We start from the raw sequence: 22,247 nt of genomic DNA on the forward strand, positions 1-22,247 counted from the left end.
TCATCGGACAACGTGTGAACGAACTGTTGGCTCCCTACGGCCGTAAGTTTGCACCGGACCCCGCCTCGGTGAAAAGCGCCATGGTAGGCGGTATTGTCATGAACAATGCTTCCGGCATGAACTGCGGTACGCACGCCAATAGCGACAAGGTGCTTGTTTCCGCCCGTATCATCCTAATGGACGGTACCCTGCTGGATACCGGAAATCCCGTCAGCCGCGCCTCCTTCGAAGTGAGTCACCGTGACTTCATTCGCCGCATCTGCGAACTGCGCGATGAAATACGTACCAACGAAAAACTGGCCGAACGCATCCGTTACAAATATTCCATCAAAAATGTAACCGGGCTCAATCTGTTGCCCTTCGTCCGTTTCGACGACCCATTCGAAATCATTGCCCACCTCATGGTAGGTTCCGAAGGTACACTGGCGTTCCTTTCGGAAGTGACGATGAAGACTGAATATGATTATCCCTACAAGGCCAGCGCTATGCTCTACTTCAAGACCATCAAAGAAGCGAGCCGCGCTGTGGTAGCCATGAAGAAGCTGGTCGACGAAACCGGCGAATGGACAGTAAAAGGGGCTGAAATGCTAGACTATAAAAGCCTTTCTTCCGTCAACGACCCCGTATTCCTAAAATACAAAGGCGAAGTTGCCTCCTCTGCCCTCCCCGGCGTGGAGCCCGGCGACGAAACCGGGTTGACAGCAGTGCTGACCGAAACCAAAGCCCGTACCCCGGAAGAACTGCAACAGAACATATCTGCCATTGAAGCTTGCCTGCAAGCCTTCACCACCTATATTCCGGTACGCTTCACCGACCGTCCGGAGGAATATTCCAAATACTGGGCCATCCGTTCCGGCATCTTCCCCTCTGTGGGAGGTACGCGCCAGCCGGGAACCACTTGCCTCATCGAAGACATCGCCTTCCACATTGAAGACCTTCCGGAGGCAACGGCAGAACTGCAACAGCTCATAGCCCGCCACGGATATAATGACGCCTGCATCTACGGCCATGCTCTCGAAGGCAACTACCACTTCATCATCAACCAGTCCTTCAGTACCCAAGCGGAAGTGAAACGCTACGAAGACTTGATGAATGACATCAAGACCTTGGTAGTAGATAAATATGACGGTTCCCTAAAAGCCGAGCATGGCACGGGCCGGAATATGGCTCCCTTTGTCCGCCATGAATGGGGAGATGACGCCTACAAAGCCATGAAAGCCGTCAAAGAGCTGTTTGACCCACAAGGATTGCTAAACCCCGGTGTCATTTTCAATGATGACCCGCAATGCCATATCAAGAACTTCAAGCCGCTGCCTTTATTAGTGATGAGTGACAAGAGACAAGCTACGTCACTCGTAGCTGACAAATGCATCGAGTGCGGTTTCTGCGAAGTCAACTGTCTCTCCTGCGGCTTTACCCTTTCCTCGCGCCAGCGTATCGTGTTGCAGCGCGAAATATCCCGGCTGAAACAAAGCGGCGAGGACCCGACACGCCTTGCACTGCTCGAAAAACAATACCGCTATCCCGGCAACCAGACTTGTGCCGGAGACGGCCTCTGCTCCATGTCGTGCCCGATGGGTATCAATACGGGCGACCTTACCCATATAATCCGCCAGGAAGCATTACCCAAAGGCAGTCTGGGATACAAAGCCGGAGACTTTGTCGCCAATCATTTCGCTGGTGTCAAGAGTGCACTGCGTCCCGTATTGTCCTTAGCCAACTTCGGACATTCACTATTAGGGACAAAGGCGATGAGCGGCATTACCAAGGGGCTGCACAATGCATTAGGCATACCTCTATGGACGCCGGCTATGCCGAAAAGTTATCAGTTACAAGCTACGGAGTTACAAGCTACAAGCACTATGCAGCATAATAGCGCAGCACTTGTAGCTCGTAGCTCTGTAACTCGTAACTACAAAGTCGTCTACTTCCCCAGCTGCATCAACCAGACTATGGGTCTGGCAAAGAAGTCTCCCGTAGAGCAGCCATTGGTAAATAAAATGGTGTCCTTGTTGCAAAAAGCCGGTTACGAAATCATCTTCCCGAAAGATATGGACAAGCTTTGCTGTGGCACCATTTGGGAAAGTAAAGGGATGCTGGACATTGCCGATCGCAAGACAGCCGAACTGGAGGCCGCACTTTGGGAAGCCAGCGAACAAGGCAAATACCCCGTCCTCTGTGACCAAAGCCCTTGTCTGCACCGCATGCGCGAATGTATCAAGAAGATGAAACTGTATGAACCTGCAGAATTCATCTATACATTCTTACGTGAGAAGCTGATTTTCACACCTATTAACCGCCCCGTAGCAATCCACATCACCTGCTCCATGCGGAAAATGGGACTGGCAGATACCATTATAGCCCTTGCACGCCTTTGCTCCAATAAAGTCATCGTGCCGGAAGAAGTAGGTTGCTGCGGTTTTGCCGGAGACCGGGGATTCACCTATCCTGAGCTGAACTCGTACGCCCTACGCAAACTCCGCCCGCAAATAGAAGCGTCCGGAGTGAATATAGGCTACTCTAACAGCCGTACTTGTGAAATCGGATTGACAACAAACTCAGGTATCCCCTATGTATCCATTGCCTATCTGGTAGACGAATGTACAAAGGCAGCTGATAATTAGGATTGATAATTAACTTAACACACAAATATTACAATGAACAGTACAAAAGTAAGTAAACGCATCCTTGCACTCGACATTCTCCGTGGTGTCACCATCGCAGGTATGATTATGGTAAACAACCCCGGTTCGTGGGGACATATCTATGCCCCCTTGCGGCATGCAGAGTGGAATGGTCTGACCCCCACCGACCTCGTCTTTCCCTTCTTCATGTTTATCATGGGAATTTCCACATACATTTCCCTGAAGAAATACAACTTCGAGTTCAGCCACGCCGCCGGCATGAAGATACTGAAACGCACCATCGTCATTTTCCTTATAGGCATGGCTATCGGCTGGTTCTCGCGTTTCTGCTATTACTGGGCCTCCGCTCCGGACGACCTCAGTTTCGGAGAGAAGCTATGGGCTTCCGTCTGGACATTCGACCGTATCCGTATTCTGGGTGTCATGCAACGGCTGGCCCTTTGCTACGGAGCAGCCTCCATCATTGCACTAACCATGAAGCATAAACATATACCTTATCTGATAGCCGGCCTATTGACAGGCTACTTCATACTGTTGATGTGCGGCAACGGTTTCGCCTATAATGAAACAAACATTCTTTCCGTGGTAGACCGTGCCATCCTGACCCCTGCACACATGTACAAGGATAACGGCATAGATCCCGAAGGTTTGTTAAGCACCATTCCTGCCATTGCACATGTGTTGCTGGGCTTCTGTGTAGGGCGGCTGATGCTGGATGGCAACAAGTCGGAAGACCGTGCCTCATTTCTCAATTCGCAGCTTATCACACTGTTGCTGGTAGGTGTTATCCTTACTTTCTCCGGTTTCCTGCTAAGCTACGGTTGCCCCATCAACAAGAAAATATGGTCTCCTACCTACGTACTCGTCACTTGCGGACTGGCATCCAGTTTTCTGGCATTGCTTATCTGGATTATTGATGTGAAAGGCTATAAGAAGTGGAGCATGTTTTTCGAGGCATTCGGTGTGAATCCGCTGTTCATGTATGTATTGGGCGGCGTACTTAGCATACTTTTCGGTAGTATCAGTTTCCCGTGGGGAAACAGCAGCATCAGCATACACGGATTCTTATACAATATAGTCCTCATGCCCGTTTTCGGTGAAACCGCCGGTTCCCTTGCCTTTGCCTTGCTGTTTATCGCCATTAACTGGTGTATCGGCTACCAGTTGTACAAACGAAAAATATATATCAAAATATAAGGATTAGGGGTTAGTGATTAAGGATTAGTGATTAATACGTTGCCTATAATTAAGAAACAGTATCACCTACCATTAATCACTAATCCTTAATCACTAACCCCTAATCCCTAATCATTAAACATTATTTATATGATTCTAATAGCAGACAGTGGCTCTACAAAGACCGATTGGTGTGTTGTAGAGAATGGAGTACTTCTCCAACAGATATTCACGAAAGGGACGAACCCTTTCTTTCAGTCGGAAGAGGAAATCAGTAATGAAATAGCAACAGCGCTATTACCTCAGCTGAAGACAAGTGAGCTGGATGCCGTATACTTTTATGGTGCAGGATGCGGATTTCCCGACAAGATAAGTATGGTGCACCGTGCCATAACCAAACACCTCAGTGTGAAAAATGAAGTGGAAGTCAATACCGATATGCTGGCTGCCGCACGTGGCCTCTGCGGACATGACTCAGGCATTGCCTGCATCATGGGGACCGGCTCCAACTCATGTTATTATGACGGAAAAAGCATTGTCACCAATGTATCTCCTCTGGGATTCATCTTGGGAGACGAAGGCAGCGGAGCCTGCTTGGGCAAACTGTTGGTAGGCGATATCTTGAAAAATCAGATGACACCCGAGCTGAAAGAGAAATTCCTCAAACAGTTCGACCTGACACCTGCTGATATCATCGACCGTGTCTACCGTAAACCTTTCCCCAACCGTTTCCTGGCAAGCTTGTCACCATTTCTTGCACAGAATCTGGGTGAACCTTGTGTACGCGCTCTGGTACTGAACAGCTTTAAGGCATTCCTTAAACGCAATGTCATGCAATATGAAGACTATCAGCATCAAAAAGTACATTTCATCGGTTCCGTAGCCTTCTATTACAAGGAAGTTCTGGCAGAAGCTGCCAAAGAAATGGGTATCCAACTGGGTGCAATCATCAAGAGCCCCATGGAAGGACTCATCAAATATCACAACTGAAAGTGACAAATCGTAAATAGTAAATAGTAAATCGTCAAATAGTAAATAGCCTTATGTTCGTAAAAATCTCAGAGCAACCATCGCTCTACAATGACTTGGAAAAGAAATCAGTCCGTGAAATTCTGGAAGACATCAATACCGAAGACCAGAAAGTGGCGCTTGCCGTACAGAGGGCAATCCCTCAAATAGAAAAGTTGGTAACCCAGATTGTGCCCCGCATGAAACAAGGCGGACGCATCTTCTACATGGGTGCGGGTACCAGTGGACGTCTGGGCGTACTCGACGCTTCGGAAATTCCACCGACTTTCGGTATGCCCCCCACGCTGGTTATCGGCTTGATTGCCGGTGGTGACACTGCATTGAGAAATCCGGTAGAGAATGCCGAAGATGACATTCACCGCGGTTGGGAAGAGTTGACGGAACGCAATATTACAGATAAGGATACGGTCATCGGTATTGCTGCATCCGGTACCACCCCCTACGTGATTGGTGCCATGCACGAGGCACGCGAACACGGCATACTGACCGGCTGTATCACCAGCAACCCGGACTCTCCAATGGCAGCAGAGGCAGATGTAGCCATCGAAATGATTGTAGGACCTGAATATGTGACGGGAAGCTCACGCATGAAATCGGGAACAGGACAGAAAATGATACTGAATATGATTACCACTTCCGTCATGATACAGTTGGGACGCGTGAAAGGCAACAAAATGGTGAATATGCAACTCAGTAACAAAAAGCTTGTGGACCGTGGTACCCGTATGATTGTAGAGGAACTCGGACTGGACTATGGCAAAGCCAAGGCGCTGCTGTTGATGCACGGTTCGGTGAAAAAGGCAGTGGATGCATACCGGATTTAGCTATTACTCACTCTTAAATTCCTTTATTATGAAAGCAATATATTTTTTTCTCTTTTCTCTTTGTCTGCAAGCTGCCACCGCGCAACCCTTGCAACGCGTAGCCCCTGAACAAGTGGGAATGGACTCACGCAAGTTGATGTATGCTGACGAAGCGATTGAAACAGCCATCTCCAACAAGGATATTCCCGGTGCCGTACTTGCTGTAGTACGTAACGGCAAGATGGCCTATCTGAAAGCTTACGGCAACAAGCGTATTTATCCCAATGTGGAGCCTATGACTGCCAATACTATCTTTGATATGGCATCTTGCAGCAAATCCATGTCGACCGCCGTATGTACGATGATACTGGCAGAACGCGGCAAGCTCCGTATGCTGGACCCCGTCAGCCTCTACATACCCCATTTCAAGAATTGGGAAAGCGAAGACGGCAAAGAGAAAAAGGTAATCCGCATTGCCGATTTGATGACACACACTTCCGGTCTTCCTCCCTATGCACCGGTAGCCGAGCTAGAAAAGCAGTACGGTTCTCCCAATCCTGATGGGCTTATGGAATATATTGCTACTTGTAAACGCGACTTCAAGCCGCAGACTGATTTTCAATACAGTTGCCTCAACTTCATCACTTTGCAGCACATTATCGAGACTATAAGCGGACAGAGCCTGCGTGACTTTGCACGTGAAAACCTATTTGATGTACTCGGCATGGAGCATACCGACTATCTGCCTTGCCAACGTGATAAGGATAGTAACTGGATTACGATAGTTGACAAAGGAACGAGAAAACAAGGACACAAGGAAAACAACGTAGCCAATTCTCAATTTTCAATTCGCAATTCTCAATTGAATAACATTGCCCCCACTGAAAAGCAACCTAATGGACAAGTTCTCTGCGGACAAGTTCATGACCCGCTGGCACGTGTCATGAACGGAGGTATCAGCGGTAATGCAGGAGTATTCTCTTGTGCTGATGATATTGCCATACTCTGCGCAGCCCTGCAAAACGGAGGTGAATGGAACGGACGCCGCATCCTGAGTCCGCTGGGTGTAAAAGCCATGCGTACTGTGCCACGCACTACCGCCAGTCTGGGACGCACTCTCGGTTGGGATAATTTTACAGCCTATGCCTCCAACAATGGAGATTTGTTTGGTCCTAATACCTATGGGCATACCGGCTACACGGGTACCTCCATCATTATCGATCCGGACAATGACACTTCCGTCATACTCCTTATCAACGCCGTACATCCGGAAGACGGACACAGCGTAGTTCGCCTGCGTTCATTGGTTGCCAACGCTGTGGCGGCTTCCATCTACCCCATTCCGCGTATTTATACAGACCATTACTACAAACGTTTCCTACAGTTTATGGATGAGCCTGCCATTACAAGCAAGGACATCGTCATGCTTGGCAATAGCCTGACTGAAGGTGGCGGTGACTGGTCTGCCCGTCTTGGTAAGAAGAATGTACGTAATCGCGGCATCATCGGTGATGAAGTGATGGGTATCTATGACCGCCTGCATCAGATACTTCCCGGACATCCCGCCAAGCTGTTCCTGCTTATCGGAGTCAATGACATTTCCCATGACTTGGCACCAGACAGTATTGTAGACATGATTCGCATGACGGTGGAACGCATCCGGAAAGAATCTCCCGACACAAAACTCTACCTACAAAGCCTACTCCCTTTCAATGAAAGTTTCGGCCGATACAAAAAACTGACTGGAAAGACAGATATGGTTCCTGAAATCAACTCCCGCCTGGAGGCGTTTGCCAAAGAGGAAGGCATTGCCTATATCAATCTTTTTCCACTATTTACAGAGAAGGGAACAAATGTACTACGCAGTGAGTTGACCGGCGACGGACTGCATTTGAATGAGGATGGATACAAAATCTGGGTAAAGGCCATTAAGAAGAAGATATAAGTACTATCCTTCCCTCTATCGGAAAAGTATAACAAAAAAGTGGTGAAGAAAAAACTTCACCACTTTTTTGTTATATGCATACCTGGTTATTCAACAATACGTTCCAGCAATAAATCAAATGTCAATGCGGTATATCCGGGGATTGTTCCATCATTATTGCCACTAGAGCCATAAGCACTTTGCCAAGGTATATATAGCATCCAGCGTTCACCTGCCCGCATCAACTGCAAGGCTGCTGTCCATCCGGGAATCACACTTGCCACAGCAAAAGTAGTAGGAGAATCAAAAGCTGTCGGTTCTTTCAATGAACTCAATGGGATATTAGTATCCAACGCACTGTATCCATCAAAATTCCCATCGAATTGATCACCTACAATTAAAGTTCCGTAATAAAAAGCACTGACGGTAGAATGATATCCCGTATATAACGGCCGTTCTCCTGTTTCATTTTTCACAAGCTTCTTGCAATACACATACTGGGCACCTTCGGTAGTACTGGCAGTCGTCTGTATGGCATACAGTTTACCGAGCTCCATAGCGTCAGCCTGCTCTGCTGTGGCAACATAGTTCTCACCAGTCAGCCTTTTTATCGAGTCAGCAAATGCCTCATTACGTTCTCTCCAGTTATCATACTTTCCAGCCTCCTCCACTTCTTCACAAGAAATGAAAGCACCCACCAGCAACAGCAGGAAAGGCAAAAACAAAAGTCCTTTTCTCATTTTCATCAATTACAAAATATTCATTAATTACGAATTACAAATTACGAATTACAAGAAACAAGTGGCATTCACTACGCACCCTCGTAATTTATAATTTGTAACTAATATTATTCTTATTGCAAGGTTTTCAGCAACGATGTGATGCTTACACGGTCTGCAATAATATTATTCAGTTCAGAGATAGCCACGCGCTCTTGCTGCATGGTGTCACGATTACGCAGTGTCACACAGTTATCTTCCAAAGTCTGATGATCCACGGTGACACAGTACGGAGTACCAATGGCATCCTGGCGGCGGTAACGCTTACCAATAGAATCTTTCTCATCATACTGGCAATGGAAGTGGAACTTCAGATTGTCAATGATTTCGCGTGCTTTTTCGGGCAGACCATCTTTCTTTACCAACGGCATTACGGCCAGTTTCACCGGTGCCAGTGCAGCAGGCAACTTCAAGACAACACGGGATTCACCGCTATCCAACGTCTCTTCACAGTAGGAAGCCGACATGATGCTAAGGAACATGCGGTCTACACCGATACTAGTCTCGATGACATACGGAGTATAGCTTTCGTTGGTTTCAGGGTCGAAATACTTGATGTTCTTACCAGAGAATTTCTCATGCTGGGACAAGTCAAAATTAGTACGGCTGTGAATACCTTCTACTTCCTTGAAACCGAAAGGCATCAGGAACTCGATGTCTGTAGCAGCATTGGCGTAGTGTGCCAGTTTGTCGTGGTCGTGGAAACGGTAATGGTCGTCGCCGAAGCCCAGCGCCTTGTGCCATTTCAGACGAGTAGCCTTCCAGGTCTTGAACCAGTCAAGCTCCGTACCCGGCTTCACGAAGAACTGCATTTCCATCTGCTCGAACTCGCGCATGCGGAAGATGAACTGGCGGGCTACGATTTCGTTACGGAAAGCCTTACCAATCTGGGCGATACCGAAAGGAATCTTCATGCGACCGGTTTTCTGTACATTCAGGTAATTTACGAAGATACCTTGTGCCGTTTCAGGGCGCAGGTATATCTTCATGGCACCATCGGCAGTGGAACCCATTTCTGTTGAGAACATCAGATTGAACTGACGCACCTCTGTCCAGTTCTTTGTGCCACTGATAGGGCAAACGATTTCTTCGTCAAGGATAATCTGACGGAGTTCGTCCAGATTATTATCGTTCAAAGCCTTGGAAAAGCGTTCATGCAAGGCATCACGCTTGGCCTGGTGTTCCAGCACACGACCGTTGGTACTGCGGAACTGAGCCTCATCGAAAGCCTCACCAAAACGCTTGGCAGCTTTGGCCACTTCTTTGTCTATCTTGTCATCGTACTTAGCAAGCTGGTCCTCTATCAACACATCGGCACGATAACGTTTCTTGGAATCGCGGTTGTCAATCAAAGGGTCATTGAAAGCATCTACGTGTCCGCTGGCTTTCCAGATGGTGGGGTGCATAAAGATTGCTGAGTCGATACCGACAATATTTTCGTGCAGCAGTACCATACTCTGCCACCAGTATTGCTTGATGTTATTTTTCAGTTCCACACCCATCTGACCATAGTCATACACAGCTCCCAGTCCATCATAAATCTCGCTGGAAGGGAACACAAAACCATATTCCTTACAGTGTGATACGAGTTTCTTAAAAACGTCTTCTTGTGCCATTTTCTGTTGTATCTAAATTAATTTGAATCTTATTTTCAGCTAAAAAGCGCCACAAAGATAGGGATTTATATCGTAAGTAGGACACGGAGGATATTAATTTATCTTATTACCAAATAAAAGAAGAAGCTACCTCATAACTCCGAGGCAGCTTCTTTCCCAATTTTACCCAATTACAATTAATTTACCTAAGCACTACAAATCAACCTAATCACAACTAAGAATAATATTATACTCACCTTCAGCGTTTTATCGTATTAACAGTTTCTTGTGGTTTCAATATGTCATTTGTTTTTTCCACAACTGATACCACATCAACATCAAGTGCAGCCTTAATATCCTTGGAAGAGGTTCCAATCAAAAACTTATAATTTCCAGCATCCACTACCCATGAAGAAGAAGCTTCATCATAAGAAGCCAAATCCGTAGTGTTCAGTTTCAAAGTGGCAGTAACAGTCTCACCTGGCCTCAATTCCTTAGTTTTGGTAAAAGCTTTAAGTTCTTTTTCCGGTTTGTTCATCTGAAAACTATTGGGAGCGGAGACATAAAGCTGAACAACCTCTTTCCCTGCAAACTTACCAACATTCTTCACATCAATAGAAACAGTATATATACCATTATCAACTTTGACAGACGGATTGACATACTCGAATGTTGTATACGAAAGACCATAGCCGAAAGGATAAGACACTTGCTTTCCGAAACTATCGAAATAGCGATAACCGACAAAAATATCTTCTTCATAATCCGTATAGTCTACATTCTTCACTGAAGATCTTTTGTCCTCCTTATTCCTCACATCTGTATTAGCCCTAGCATCCATAGGAAAATTGGTCGAAGAAGCAACGTCCATCAACTTGTTCGGGAAAGTCATTGTCAACTTACCCGATGGAGATACCTTACCGCTCAACACATCCGTCACACTATTTCCACCCTCCTGTCCTGCCTGCCAAGCCAGCAAAATAGCATCCGGTAGTTTTTTCCAAGAAGCTGTTTCGATTACACCTCCGATATTCAATACCACCACCACTTTCTTCCCAGCAGCATGGAAAGCTTGGCTGACGGACTTCAGCAGTTGCAATTCTTCCTCGCTCAGTTCAAAATCACTGACATTACGGTCTACAAATTCACCGGAAGTACGTCCCAGCGTAACCAATGCAACATCCGCTTTAGCAACTTGTTCTGACAACACCTTTGTAGTAGGGATAAGTTCTGTCGGGCGAGGTACCGGCATAAATCTGGAGAAAGGCTGAGACGAGTCAAGAGTATTTTTCTTATTCTCGGCCTCAATATACTGTTCATAATCGGCCTTCAATGCTTCATCTATCTGGTATCCAGCATTCTTCAAACCATCCAATAATGAGACTGTATAGGCACGATTCACATTACCTGAACCGGTACCTCCTGCTATGAAATCATAGGAAGTACACCCGAAAAGAGCTATATTTCTGACCTTCCTTTCAAATGGCAAGGTTTCGTTATTATTCTTCAACAAAACCATTCCTTCAGTCGCTGACTGGCGGGTAACTGCTGCGTGCGCCTTCAAATCAGGTTTATTGGAATATTTGTATTCTTTAAAATGAGGAGTTTGGAGAATAAGTTCAAGAACACGCTTCACATTACGATTCAGTATGGATTCATCCAATTTTCCGGATTTCACCCCTTCGATAATCATATCATACTGGTTAGCCCTTCCCGGTTGGAGCATATCATTACCTGCTATCATCTGAGCCACGGCATCCTTCCCTCCAAACCAGTCAGTTACCACCATACCCTCGAAATTCCACTCATCACGCAATAAAGTGGACAGCAAGTCTGTATTCTCAGAAGCATAGGTGCCATTAATATGATTGTAAGAGGACATTACTGTCCATGGTGCCGATTCCTTCACTGCAATTTCGAACCCCTTCAAATAGATTTCCCGTAAGGCACGAGGAGTGATACGAGCATCATTAGCATTCCGATTGGTTTCCTGGTTGTTAACAGCAAAATGTTTGATGGAAGTTCCCACTCCGTTGCTCTGTATCCCTCTAACATATGCAGCAGCTATCTTGCCAGACACCAACGGGTCTTCGGAATAATATTCAAAATTACGCCCGCACAAAGGATTCCGATGGATATTCAAAGCAGGAGCCAGTAAAACATCCGCACCATATTCCAACACTTCATTACCAATTGATTTTCCAACTTCCTCTACCAAATCCTGATTCCAAGTAGAAGCAAGTAACGTACCGATAGGAAAATGTGTACAATAATAAGTAGCAGAATCCCCTTCGCGGATAGGATCTATACGTAAACCTGCAGGTCCATCAGCCAACACAATGGCAGGAATTCCCAAACGGGGTATCGGATAAGTAGTACCTGCTGCACCGGGAACCAACTTCTTTGTAGTGCCAATCACCGTACTGTCACCCGAAGTACCCACCATTCCGGTACCGATAACCAAATGTGCCTTTTCTTCCAAAGTCATGGCACCAATAACATCCTCAACAGAATCTTTACCCAATTGAGGAGCCGCAGGGCCACAAGCGCTCAACACGCCTGTAGCCAACAGCAAATAAAACAGTTGTTTTTTCATAGCCTAGTCAGATTTATTTAAACAACTTGGGAGCAAATACAGAGAGATAAATACGCCAGCAGGTCCATACATGTCCACCAGGAGTTTCCATAAACTCATATTTATATCCTTTTTTATCCAAATCAGCGCGATAAGCTGCATTGTTTTTATAAAGAAAATCGTCTTTACCGATACCCAACCAGTAAAGTTTGGGAGCCTTATCAAACTGAACAGCTAACTTTTTATCCATATCCTGATAAACCGGACTATTTTTCTGACCTGCACTCTGGACATTAAGGGCCGCAGAGAATAAACCTACATAGTCGAACATATCAGGATAGTTCAAAGAAATATTGGCAGAATGAAAACCACCCATTGAAAGCCCCGCAATAGCACGATGAGCTTTGTCCGCTTGTACACGATAATTACTTTCTACAAACGTGATAATCTCAGGGAAATAGGCTTCAAAAGCACCGTCCATGGTTCCATTCTTCATATGGTAAGGTTTATAGTATCCCAGACTACTCTCACCAGGTGCAGCCTCCATGGCAGCATGCCCATTGGGCATCACGACAATCATCGGTTCAGCCTTGCCTTGTGCAATCAAATTATCGAGAATCTGTGCAGCACGTCCAAAAGTTGTCCACTCATCTTCGTCCCCTCCCATACCATGCAATAAATAGAGTACCGGATACTTCCTATCACCGGATTGTTCATAACCTGCCGGCGTGTAGATATTGATACGGCGATCCATTTTCATACCATCAGAGTGATACCAACGATGGGCCAATGTTCCATGAGGTACTTTATTTACCTTATATAAATCTGCCTTACCATTCCCTACAATAAACACATTGCTTGTGGTAGCAAAGTCACGATAGACATAAACATTGTTAGGGTCTATAGTCGGCACACCATCTACCATGAATTCATAGCTATAAAGTTCTGAATCCAACGGCTTGGTAGTATAAGTCCAAATTCCTTCTGAATTCTTTGTCATTTCTATCAAACCTGCTCCCACCATACCTCCAATGTGTTGTCCCTCCGCCTTTTCGGCAAAGTCACCTGCTATCTGTACCCTCTTGGCATCGGGAGCCTTGAAGTTAAAAGTCACTGTGTTGTCTTTATTCACGATTGCAGACTCGAGGTCCTGCGCAACAAACAAATTCTGCTGGGCAGACATTTGCAGTCCACAAGCTGCCATAAATGCAGCCAATATAATCTTTTTCATTTCAGTTCTTCAAATTAAAGTTCATTGATTCAAGTTCATTCTGCCACTGTAATAATCAGACGGTGATAGCGGTTCATCTGTGGCGTACCGTTATCCGTAGCTTCCAAAATCAAGTGGATGGTATCACCGGGGTTGGCATCAGCCGGAACAGTAAAAGCTGTATTTGCAGAAGTAGGGTCATCTACTGCTACTTTGCCCCGATATGTACCGGCTGACACATATTGCCACCATTTAATGGCAAGTACATTCTTGTCCGGATCGGTTACTGTATATTTAAGTTTCAGCTTTTCACCCGGTTTGGCATTCATGGCAAGTGCACCTTTTATCACTGGTTCATGATTTGCATCAGTATAGCTTGGAGTAACTGACCATTTAAAACGGGCAGCCAATCCATTCATTACCGGAGCCGTAAAATCGGGCAAAGGATAGTGCTCGGCTCTATACTTCATCTGTTCCATACGAGGAAGATTCTTCACTGAATCGGGAAGAAGAGTCCTTCCACCGCACCAGCCACCATAAGTAGGATTCTCGTGACCACGCAGACCATTACCGATCAAATTCAGAAAACAGTAAGTGTCACCCTCAGCCAGATAAGCCCCTTTCGGCTGAACTCCAGTCCAAACTACATAGCCTTGCTCCTTCAGTTCATCAACTGTATAGCCCGACAAGCCGAAGAAATCGAACTTATCATCTTTCACCATCTGTTTTCCATCCCCCCAGACACGATACATTTCACCGAAAGGCCCTTTACTACGGATATTCTCCTGCATCCATTCCGGAGAATAGAAAACCTGGTTTTCTTTGGAAGCCCTCAACTGGGCATTATAAGCCAGCCCGACTGTCATGCCGCCCATCTCCATTTGTCTAAGTTCCGGCCAGAAAGGTTTGATATACCGTGCATACGTATCATCCTGATCACCAGAAAGGGAAAGAACCACTTTTTTTATTATCTTTTCCCGAATACCTTTCCAGGCATCAGTATGCTCATAAATATCCTGAATGGACTTCAAAGCACGAGCTATGGTGCTGGCACCTCCCCAAGCATTGATAAATACCGGATCTGTACAATCATCAAGCAGTACGGCTTTAATCAGCTCCGATCCCGGAGTATCCTTGGAAATATCACCATCGAACTCTATATTACCAATGCGTATTTTGGATTTCAGATATTCGGGAGTCGGATAAGAAGGATCATGTACCCTCAGATTGGGATATACCTCCTCATAAGCTTCCACAGCATCGTCAATGAAACGTTCTTCCGGATCCCAACGCCAACTTTCCATAGGCCCGTAGTCTATACCATTACGAGAATATTCCCGTCCAGGTACATACCACTTAGTACCGTGCCCGTCACCTTTCCAATGAAACTGACTGCTGGCATAAATCAAACCTTCCACGCGGAAATCCGTACTGAAAAGTAAGAAACGTATCAAAGAGTTCAGGTCATCAAGTTCCGGATCACAAGTAATGATAACACGTGGTTTTGACGGATCTTCACTGGACGTCTGCTGTCCATTCATACAAGCCGGCATCACAGCCATAAGGCCTGAGAAGAATAAGCATTTAAATTTATTCATACACTAAATTTTATTGATTAACTACCAACCCGGATTCTGGGTCATATTCTTATTGACATTCATTTCAGTTGCAGGGAATGGGAGCAATTCATGCTTACCACTTTTGAAACCAGCAGAAGCATTTTTCTGTTCATTCCAACTGACACGACCGTCTTTATAAAGAGCCGGCCTTTCCTGTCCTCTTTTGGCAAGTACCGTAGCAGCATCGCCCCACCGAATCAAATCCTGATAACGACAACCTTCCATCCAAAGTTCCAGACGCTTTTCTTTCTTGATATCATCCATAGAAACGCTACCCAATGCGGGCAACTGAGCACGATTACGCACCTTATTTACATAGTCGACAGCTTTACTTGCATTTCCAGACTGGAGACTCGCCTCAGCAGCAAGCAACAATACCTCAGCATACCGCATAGCACGAGTATTGTTAGGGCAACGCAACCAATAATAATTAATGACATCCGCTTCATAAACACGGTATTTCCAACTAAAGTAACCGGCATTGTCAGGCATATACGCAATGGCATCACTCAAAGATATACCAGTACTTTCCATCTGCTGGTATGTCTTTATGGAAGCATTCAAGCGATACGTATCTCCCATCTCAACAAATGCATCATAGCTTTCCTTGGTCGGATTAAAAAATCCCCAACCTCCGTGAGAATAGATTTGAGTAGGCTCATTAAATGCAAGCATATCTCCGCGCCAATGCACATATACCCAAATCATGTTACTCATAATACCAGTAGCATTATTGGCATCGTAGACATAGTTACTTTCAAATAAGCTTTCGCAATTTGCCTCTCCTTTAGTTGTCTGAATATTTTCATAATCACTGTAAAGGTCGTACTTTCCGCTATTAATCACCTCATCCAAAGCAGTGGCGGCAGCACCATAATTCTTCTGGAATACATATGCCTTACCTAACAGAGCTTGTGCAAATTGTTTGGTGATACGATAGGTAAAGTCATCCAAACTTGTCTTTTCCTCCAGATCACCACTGTTGACAGCCTCAGTAAGGTCTTGGTTCACCAATGCCCATAGCGCCTCAGTATCACCATTGGCCTGGGAATATTCATTTGGCGTTAACGGATGATCCACCAATGGCGGAGTCCCCCAAAGACTAATTAATTCGATGTAGGACATCGCACGGAAAACCTTTGCCTCTGCACGTGCACGAAGTTTAATTACCGAATCATCCCCTACATACTGCAAAACAATATTGGCGGCATAAATTACCTTATAAAGATTCGTATACAACGTTTTAATATGAGAAAAATCAGAGTCGAATGTATAAGTCGACAGCAATTGCGCACTAGCAGCTGTCCAACTCTCCCCTGCCGAATAGCAATCATCCGAAAGAAGATTCTTCAGCCAGAATGCAGGTGCATAAGTATCCTTCCAATTACTATAGCAGGCTATAATGGCTTCTTCCGCATCAGCATCCGTTTTATAGAAACTTTCAAAAGTGCTTACTCCATGCTGCGAGATATCCAGATTGTCTACACAAGAGGAAAAGAAAGTGCAGCTGGCAAGCAACAAACTTGATAAAATATATTTTGCTTTCATATTTCGTATTGAATTAAAGATTAAAATGCTACGTTAAGACCGAACACGACTTTCTTGCTGGACGGATAAGAACCCATATCCAACCCCATTGCACTACCTGTACTTGTAAATTCAGGATCAAATCCAGGATACTTGGTAAATGTAAAGAAGTCGTCTAAAGAACAATACAAACGAAGGTTACTCAAACCAATCTGCTTCAACAAATTCTTTGGTAAATTATAACCCAACTGTATCTGCTTGATTTTAAAGTAAGAACCGTCGAATACAAACTTGGAGCTTTTCAAGTACTTATCATAATTACTAGGATTGGAACGGGCATATTTTGCATTGTCTCCTGCAGTTGTCCAACGTCCATCGTAGAATTCCTTCAAGGTATTCGCTTTCATACGGGAAGTACGGTTATAACCGGCAAACACATCATTGCCATGAGAACCGGAACCAAATATCGTCAAATCGAAACCTTTCCATGCAGCAGTCAAAGTAATACCATAAGTAAAGTCGGGGATGGCTGAACCTATTTCCGTTTGGTCAGCATCTCCAATAATGCCATCGTCATTCATATCCTTGAATATCGGGTCACCCGTTTGTGAGTCAATGCCCGTACACTCATAACCACGCATGTACCAAATGGGGTGCCCTTCTTCAAAATAATTCATAACACCGATGCCTGCACTTGTCGTACTCTCAATGCGTTCCAAAGTTTCATGCAGATAAGTAACTTTATTCTTTAAAGTAGCAATATTTCCTTTTATGCTATAGTTGAAATCCTTAATATTATCACGCCATGAAAGTTCAAACTCAAATCCGCTGTTCTTGACATTTCCTGCATTCATAGGTGAAGTCGTGTTACCCACAATCAGCGAAGGAGTAATACCGGTTACAATTAAATCCTTAGTTTTTTTCTCATAATAGTCAAATCCGAAACTCAACCGGTCGTTCAGCATCCGAAGATCAATACCTAAATCGATTTGTTCGGAAGTTTCCCACTTCAAATCATAGTTGCCTGTTGCAGAGGGCAGTGAACCCGTTTCATAAGATACATCTCCGGACATTGGATAATTGATTTCAGACAGAATTGTAGCATCATACATATAGTCTGCCAAACCAGCAATACTACCATTCTGTCCCCAACTTGCACGTAATTTCAAATGAGAAATCGACTTGAGATTCTCCATGAACTTCTCATTGGAAAGCACCCAGCCAACAGATACAGCCGGAAAATAGCCCCAACGTTTCTGCAAAGGAAGAATAGACAAGTCGGCAGCATCCGCACGAAGAGTGAACTGAGCAAAATATTTACCCGCATAGTCATAAGAAGCCCGACCAAAGTAAGAAAGATTTGCATATCTCCTTTTCTCTCCACCACTTACCGTACGGGTGGCAGTACCAGTTTGGAACGCAAAATAGGCATAGTTGGGATCCAACTTGGTAATACCTAAATCAACCTTGTCACCAGAACGGCTACCATTGATTCCTCCTGTCACTCCAAAAGAGGTATTGGAAGAATAAGACATACCAAGCATCACATTTACATTGTGCTTATCTGCAAATGTCTTAGTGTAGTTAGCAAAGTTTTCCCATTGCCAATACGTTGTATTAGAGCTTGTAGCATTTACCGATACATAATCTTGATAAAGATCAGAACAGGTAATGTTAGGCATAGTATAGCCATAGGAGTTGCTATAAGTATAGCGATATCCCAAACGTGAAGTGATGACAAGTTCTTTAATCGGAGTAAAATCCAGATAAGTGGAACCGCTGAACACAAAACCATCTCTTTTCGTTGTACCACGGTCACGCATAATATACGGATTGATATTATTGGAGTCACCATAAGGGGAAATAGAATAATAATCACCATTGGCATTCTGAAGCAAGGTATGCCCTTGGTTCATATAATTAATCATAGTGTCAGGCAGTTTATCCGGTGTATAGGTAACTGGAGTAAGAGGGTCAAGCTGAATGGCAGACAGCATCAAAGAACCGGTTGCTGAGCCTTCGCTTACAGACTGTACATGATAACGGGAAAATGAATTGTTTGTCGTGAACTTCAACCAATCCTTTACTTTATAATCTGCATTGACAGTACCGGTAATGCGGTCAAAAACATCCTTATTGCCAACAATGGGACCATTATTACTTAAATAAGAGAGTGAGGCGAATAATGAGCCATTATCATTGGCACCTTGGAAATTGACATTGTGACGCTGCATCATGGATGATTCAAATGTCTCTTCTATCCAATCGGTATTTGTCTTTCCATCCCAATACCTATCTATTGTTTCTCTGGGAATAAGATTACCTTCAGTCATATAATTGACATATTCCTGAGCATTCAGAATATCAGGAGTACGACCTAAAGACTGGGAGGACAACTGGAAATCATAAGAAATACGACGAACTCCTTTTTTTGCCTTCCGGGTGGTAATCAAGACAACACCATTACCGGCCTGGGCACCATAGATAGCAGCAGAAGCAGCATCCTTCAACACCTCCATACTCTCAATATCATTCGGATCGAGGTTACTGATGTCTTTCGTACGCAAACCATCGACCACATACAAAGGATCTGAACTGGCATTACTGCTATATCCACGGATACGAATGGCGGGATTCGAACCAGGAGCCGCAGATGCAGAAATAATTTGCACACCGGCTGTTTTACCCTGCAGGGCCTGCTCAGCATTGGTTATGGTACGATTCTCAAAATCTTCTGCTTTTACGGAAGAAATTGCCCCCGTTACAGAACTTTTCTTCTGTACACCATATCCTACAACAACCACTTCATCCAAAGTCTTGCTATCTTCCTTCAGTATAATATTCATAGTACCTGCAACGGCTTTCTTTTCCTGAGTCACATACCCGATATACGAAAAGACAATAGTGGAACCCTCATTCACTGACAAAGTATAATTGCCATCCAAATCAGTTATAACACCATTTGTCGTTCCTTTTTCCAATACACTTACACCAATCATCGGTTCATTAAGCTCATCAGTAATTCTGCCAGATACATTTACTTGTTTCTGTGCAAAAACAGATGTCATACCTACCAAAAGGAACAGCACTAAGGCCATTAACCTTTTCTGTCGAATTTGTGTTACAATCGTTTTCATTTAATATTATTTTGGGTTAACAATGAATTTAAAATATCAGTTTGAAAGAGTAATCAGTACCAGCCCCACAACAAAGAGCACAAACATGGTTGCAATCATAGGTACAGTCCCCTTTGGAGCGCCTTTGAACTCCTTCCATACAAAGAATCCCCAAATCATGGCTACCACCGGTGCGGCATTACTCAATGCATAGGCTATAGCCGGATTGGCAGAACCAGCTCCCATAAAGCTGACTACCATACCACTCATCCAAATAAAACCTCCCAACATACCAATCAGATGTGTACGGGTGTCACCTTTCAGATAATCCTTCATTGTCACCTTGTTTCCCTGAGCCGGATGACTCATAGCAAACGTATTAAAGACAGGAGTCGTGATAAGGACACCGGCAGCAAAACAAAATACACCGGTATAGGGAGTCAGTGTTCCCGTACCACCCGTTACATACTGAGGATCTAGTGATTTTACAACCAAGCCATAGAAGAACATAATGGCCAACCCCGCTACAATAGCCAATAAGATACCTTTTTTAGGAGTAGACGCCTGACTTGCCGACATTTTTCCATAAGCCTTGCCACAAATGCAGATGGCTATCACAATAACAGCTACTCCTATCCAAAGCAATGTCTGGTTTCCAGGGTATACTTCGCCGGCCAAAGATATCAGTAGATAATTAAAAATTATACCGCCTATCCAAGCTAAGCCTCCACCAATGGGAAAACCTATCGACATCCCGGCTACAGCAATGGCTGCTGTCAGAAAGATATTACCGAAATTCCATACAATACCGCCTAGGAGCGCATACTTCATACTATTCCAGTCCATTACTGCCAAATCCCCAAAGAAAGTACGGCCTTCACCTCCCAAGCTACCCAATGTCAGGGCACCTAACAGAGCTGTGAAAAATAAACCGAAAGTCAAATCCCAATAGAAAAGCTCAAAACTCCAGCTTTTCGATGTCACCATCTTCTGCGTATTCGCCCAAGAACCCCAACAGAGGCAACAATAGACACAACACAGAATGGCTCCAATATAGTTGTCAACAAGTATCATAATTTATTTTCTGTTGTTTACCGTGTGTTTACCTATTTATTCATGCACATATAGATTCCACCCCAAATAACCCTCGATGGCCTCATTCAGAATATCCTTTACATCATTACGAACCATAGCCACATGATGTTCAAAACCATTCCTGCAAATATGTTTCATCAAAATCTGTAAGTTATCCACTTTGGTAACAGCTATACATCCATCCATTCCGTACGGATCATCCGTGATTTCACCAGTACCCAAATAAGCCTTGATAGTACCTTTAGTATCATCAGTGGAAATACGGAAGAATGTGAAATCACCTTTAGTCACTTTGCCATATACAGCACCGAATGTATTGACCTTACCTAGCGTACGTCCCAGAACGCCAAGTGTACCAAGCTTTAAGTCATTTCTGACAAACGATTTCGGGAAATTACCGCAATGAGTACACACACATTTATTCCGGTCTTCCGCAAAATTATTGTTCCAGTCAAGTAATGCCGATTGACCTTGCGCTGCCAATGTCAAAGCATACATGGATACAGCACCGGCAATATCAACCTCACAAGCGGCAGGTAGTAGTTTTTCACCCAGCATACTCATTGTCACACAAGCTGCACAACCATAGTTCTGTTCCAAAGAGTCCCAACACTGAACAGCCACAGCATCAATCTGATTGGCTTCAATCCACCGTTCCACAGCCACGCCAAACTTTGCCTGAAGCACCAGCTTGTCACTGTATTCTTTAGGAACTACTGCATAACACTTAATCTCTTCAAGTTTCTTCAGCAGTTCCACATCTGTATCCTCAATCTTACGGGCAGCACCGAGTATTTCAGAAAGATCGACTGGAACGACTGTAATACCACTCTTCTGCAACAGTTTTTCACTGGCACGTACCGTCTGAAAACCGGCTGGTCGGGCACCGATAGCCCCGATACGTGCATGGCGCAAACCATTGACCACACGACAGATACCGGCGAACTTATTAATATCCTTAGCCAATAGTTCAGAGTATATAGAATAGGTATGCAGCGTAGTATCTGTAAAAGGAATACCATATTGATACAAATTATTGCAAACAGAAATTTTACCACAGAAAGCATCACGGCGGCTGTCCAAGTCCACCTTGTCATTCTCGTCGTCACAAGCTTGTACCAAAATGGGAACATTCAAATCAGCCACACTGATAG

General features: G+C 44.7%; 14 protein-coding genes. 5 read left to right on the plus strand and 9 right to left on the minus strand.

The window, feature by feature from the left end; translation table 11 throughout:
* From ABUA47_RS08095 to ABUA47_RS08115, 5 genes are all read left to right on the plus strand, one after another.
* Positions 1-2,624 (plus strand): FAD-binding and (Fe-S)-binding domain-containing protein (locus tag ABUA47_RS08095; protein ID WP_349831517.1); only part of this gene is annotated, 2,624 nt, incomplete at its 5' end.
* Between the two features lie 33 nt (positions 2,625-2,657).
* A complete protein-coding gene (locus ABUA47_RS08100) occupies positions 2,658-3,842 on the plus strand; it encodes an acyltransferase family protein (protein ID WP_008662773.1) in 1,185 nt (394 codons plus the stop codon).
* Between the two features lie 129 nt (positions 3,843-3,971).
* Positions 3,972-4,811, plus strand: a complete 840-nt coding sequence (locus ABUA47_RS08105) for a BadF/BadG/BcrA/BcrD ATPase family protein (protein WP_005824980.1) — start codon at positions 3,972-3,974, stop codon at positions 4,809-4,811.
* 53 nt (positions 4,812-4,864) lie between these two features.
* Positions 4,865-5,674, plus strand: a complete 810-nt coding sequence (murQ, locus tag ABUA47_RS08110) for an N-acetylmuramic acid 6-phosphate etherase (RefSeq protein ID WP_005824981.1) — start codon at positions 4,865-4,867, stop codon at positions 5,672-5,674.
* Between the two features lie 28 nt (positions 5,675-5,702).
* Entirely contained in the window at positions 5,703-7,598 is a 1,896-nt protein-coding gene (locus ABUA47_RS08115; RefSeq protein ID WP_035447726.1) for a serine hydrolase, read from the plus strand.
* Positions 7,599-7,684: 86 nt separating this feature from the next.
* On the opposite strand, the gene ABUA47_RS08120 is transcribed toward ABUA47_RS08115, so the two are convergent.
* The 9 genes from ABUA47_RS08120 to ABUA47_RS08160 form a co-directional block, all read right to left on the minus strand.
* Positions 7,685-8,317, minus strand: coding sequence for an FKBP-type peptidyl-prolyl cis-trans isomerase (locus ABUA47_RS08120; RefSeq protein ID WP_035447727.1), 633 nt, complete (start codon positions 8,315-8,317; stop codon positions 7,685-7,687).
* Between the two features lie 113 nt (positions 8,318-8,430).
* On the minus strand, positions 8,431-9,972 hold the full coding sequence (locus tag ABUA47_RS08125; protein WP_035447003.1) for a glycine--tRNA ligase: 1,542 nt from the start codon (positions 9,970-9,972) through the stop codon (positions 8,431-8,433).
* A 238-nt stretch (positions 9,973-10,210) separates the two neighbouring features.
* Entirely contained in the window at positions 10,211-12,547 is a 2,337-nt protein-coding gene (locus ABUA47_RS08130; protein WP_117713846.1) for a beta-glucosidase, read from the minus strand.
* 13 nt (positions 12,548-12,560) lie between these two features.
* Entirely contained in the window at positions 12,561-13,757 is a 1,197-nt protein-coding gene (locus ABUA47_RS08135; RefSeq protein ID WP_035447009.1) for an esterase, read from the minus strand.
* 35 nt (positions 13,758-13,792) lie between these two features.
* Positions 13,793-15,334, minus strand: coding sequence for a DUF1593 domain-containing protein (locus ABUA47_RS08140; protein ID WP_035447012.1), 1,542 nt, complete (start codon positions 15,332-15,334; stop codon positions 13,793-13,795).
* A 21-nt stretch (positions 15,335-15,355) separates the two neighbouring features.
* Complete coding sequence (locus ABUA47_RS08145) at positions 15,356-16,903, minus strand: RagB/SusD family nutrient uptake outer membrane protein (protein ID WP_022401100.1); 1,548 nt, start codon at positions 16,901-16,903, stop codon at positions 15,356-15,358.
* A gap of 20 nt (positions 16,904-16,923) precedes the next feature.
* Positions 16,924-19,980, minus strand: a complete 3,057-nt coding sequence (locus tag ABUA47_RS08150; protein ID WP_035447018.1) for a SusC/RagA family TonB-linked outer membrane protein — start codon at positions 19,978-19,980, stop codon at positions 16,924-16,926.
* A 75-nt stretch (positions 19,981-20,055) separates the two neighbouring features.
* A complete protein-coding gene (locus ABUA47_RS08155) occupies positions 20,056-21,072 on the minus strand; it encodes a GRP family sugar transporter (RefSeq protein ID WP_035447022.1) in 1,017 nt (338 codons plus the stop codon).
* 36 nt (positions 21,073-21,108) lie between these two features.
* A partial coding sequence (locus ABUA47_RS08160) for a fucose isomerase (RefSeq protein ID WP_349831518.1) occupies positions 21,109-22,247 on the minus strand: 1,139 nt, incomplete at its 5' end.

It is taken from the genome of Bacteroides sp. RTP31139st1_H2_RTP31139_211217, assembly GCF_040227615.1.
GTDB lineage: Bacteria > Bacteroidota > Bacteroidia > Bacteroidales > Bacteroidaceae > Bacteroides > Bacteroides uniformis.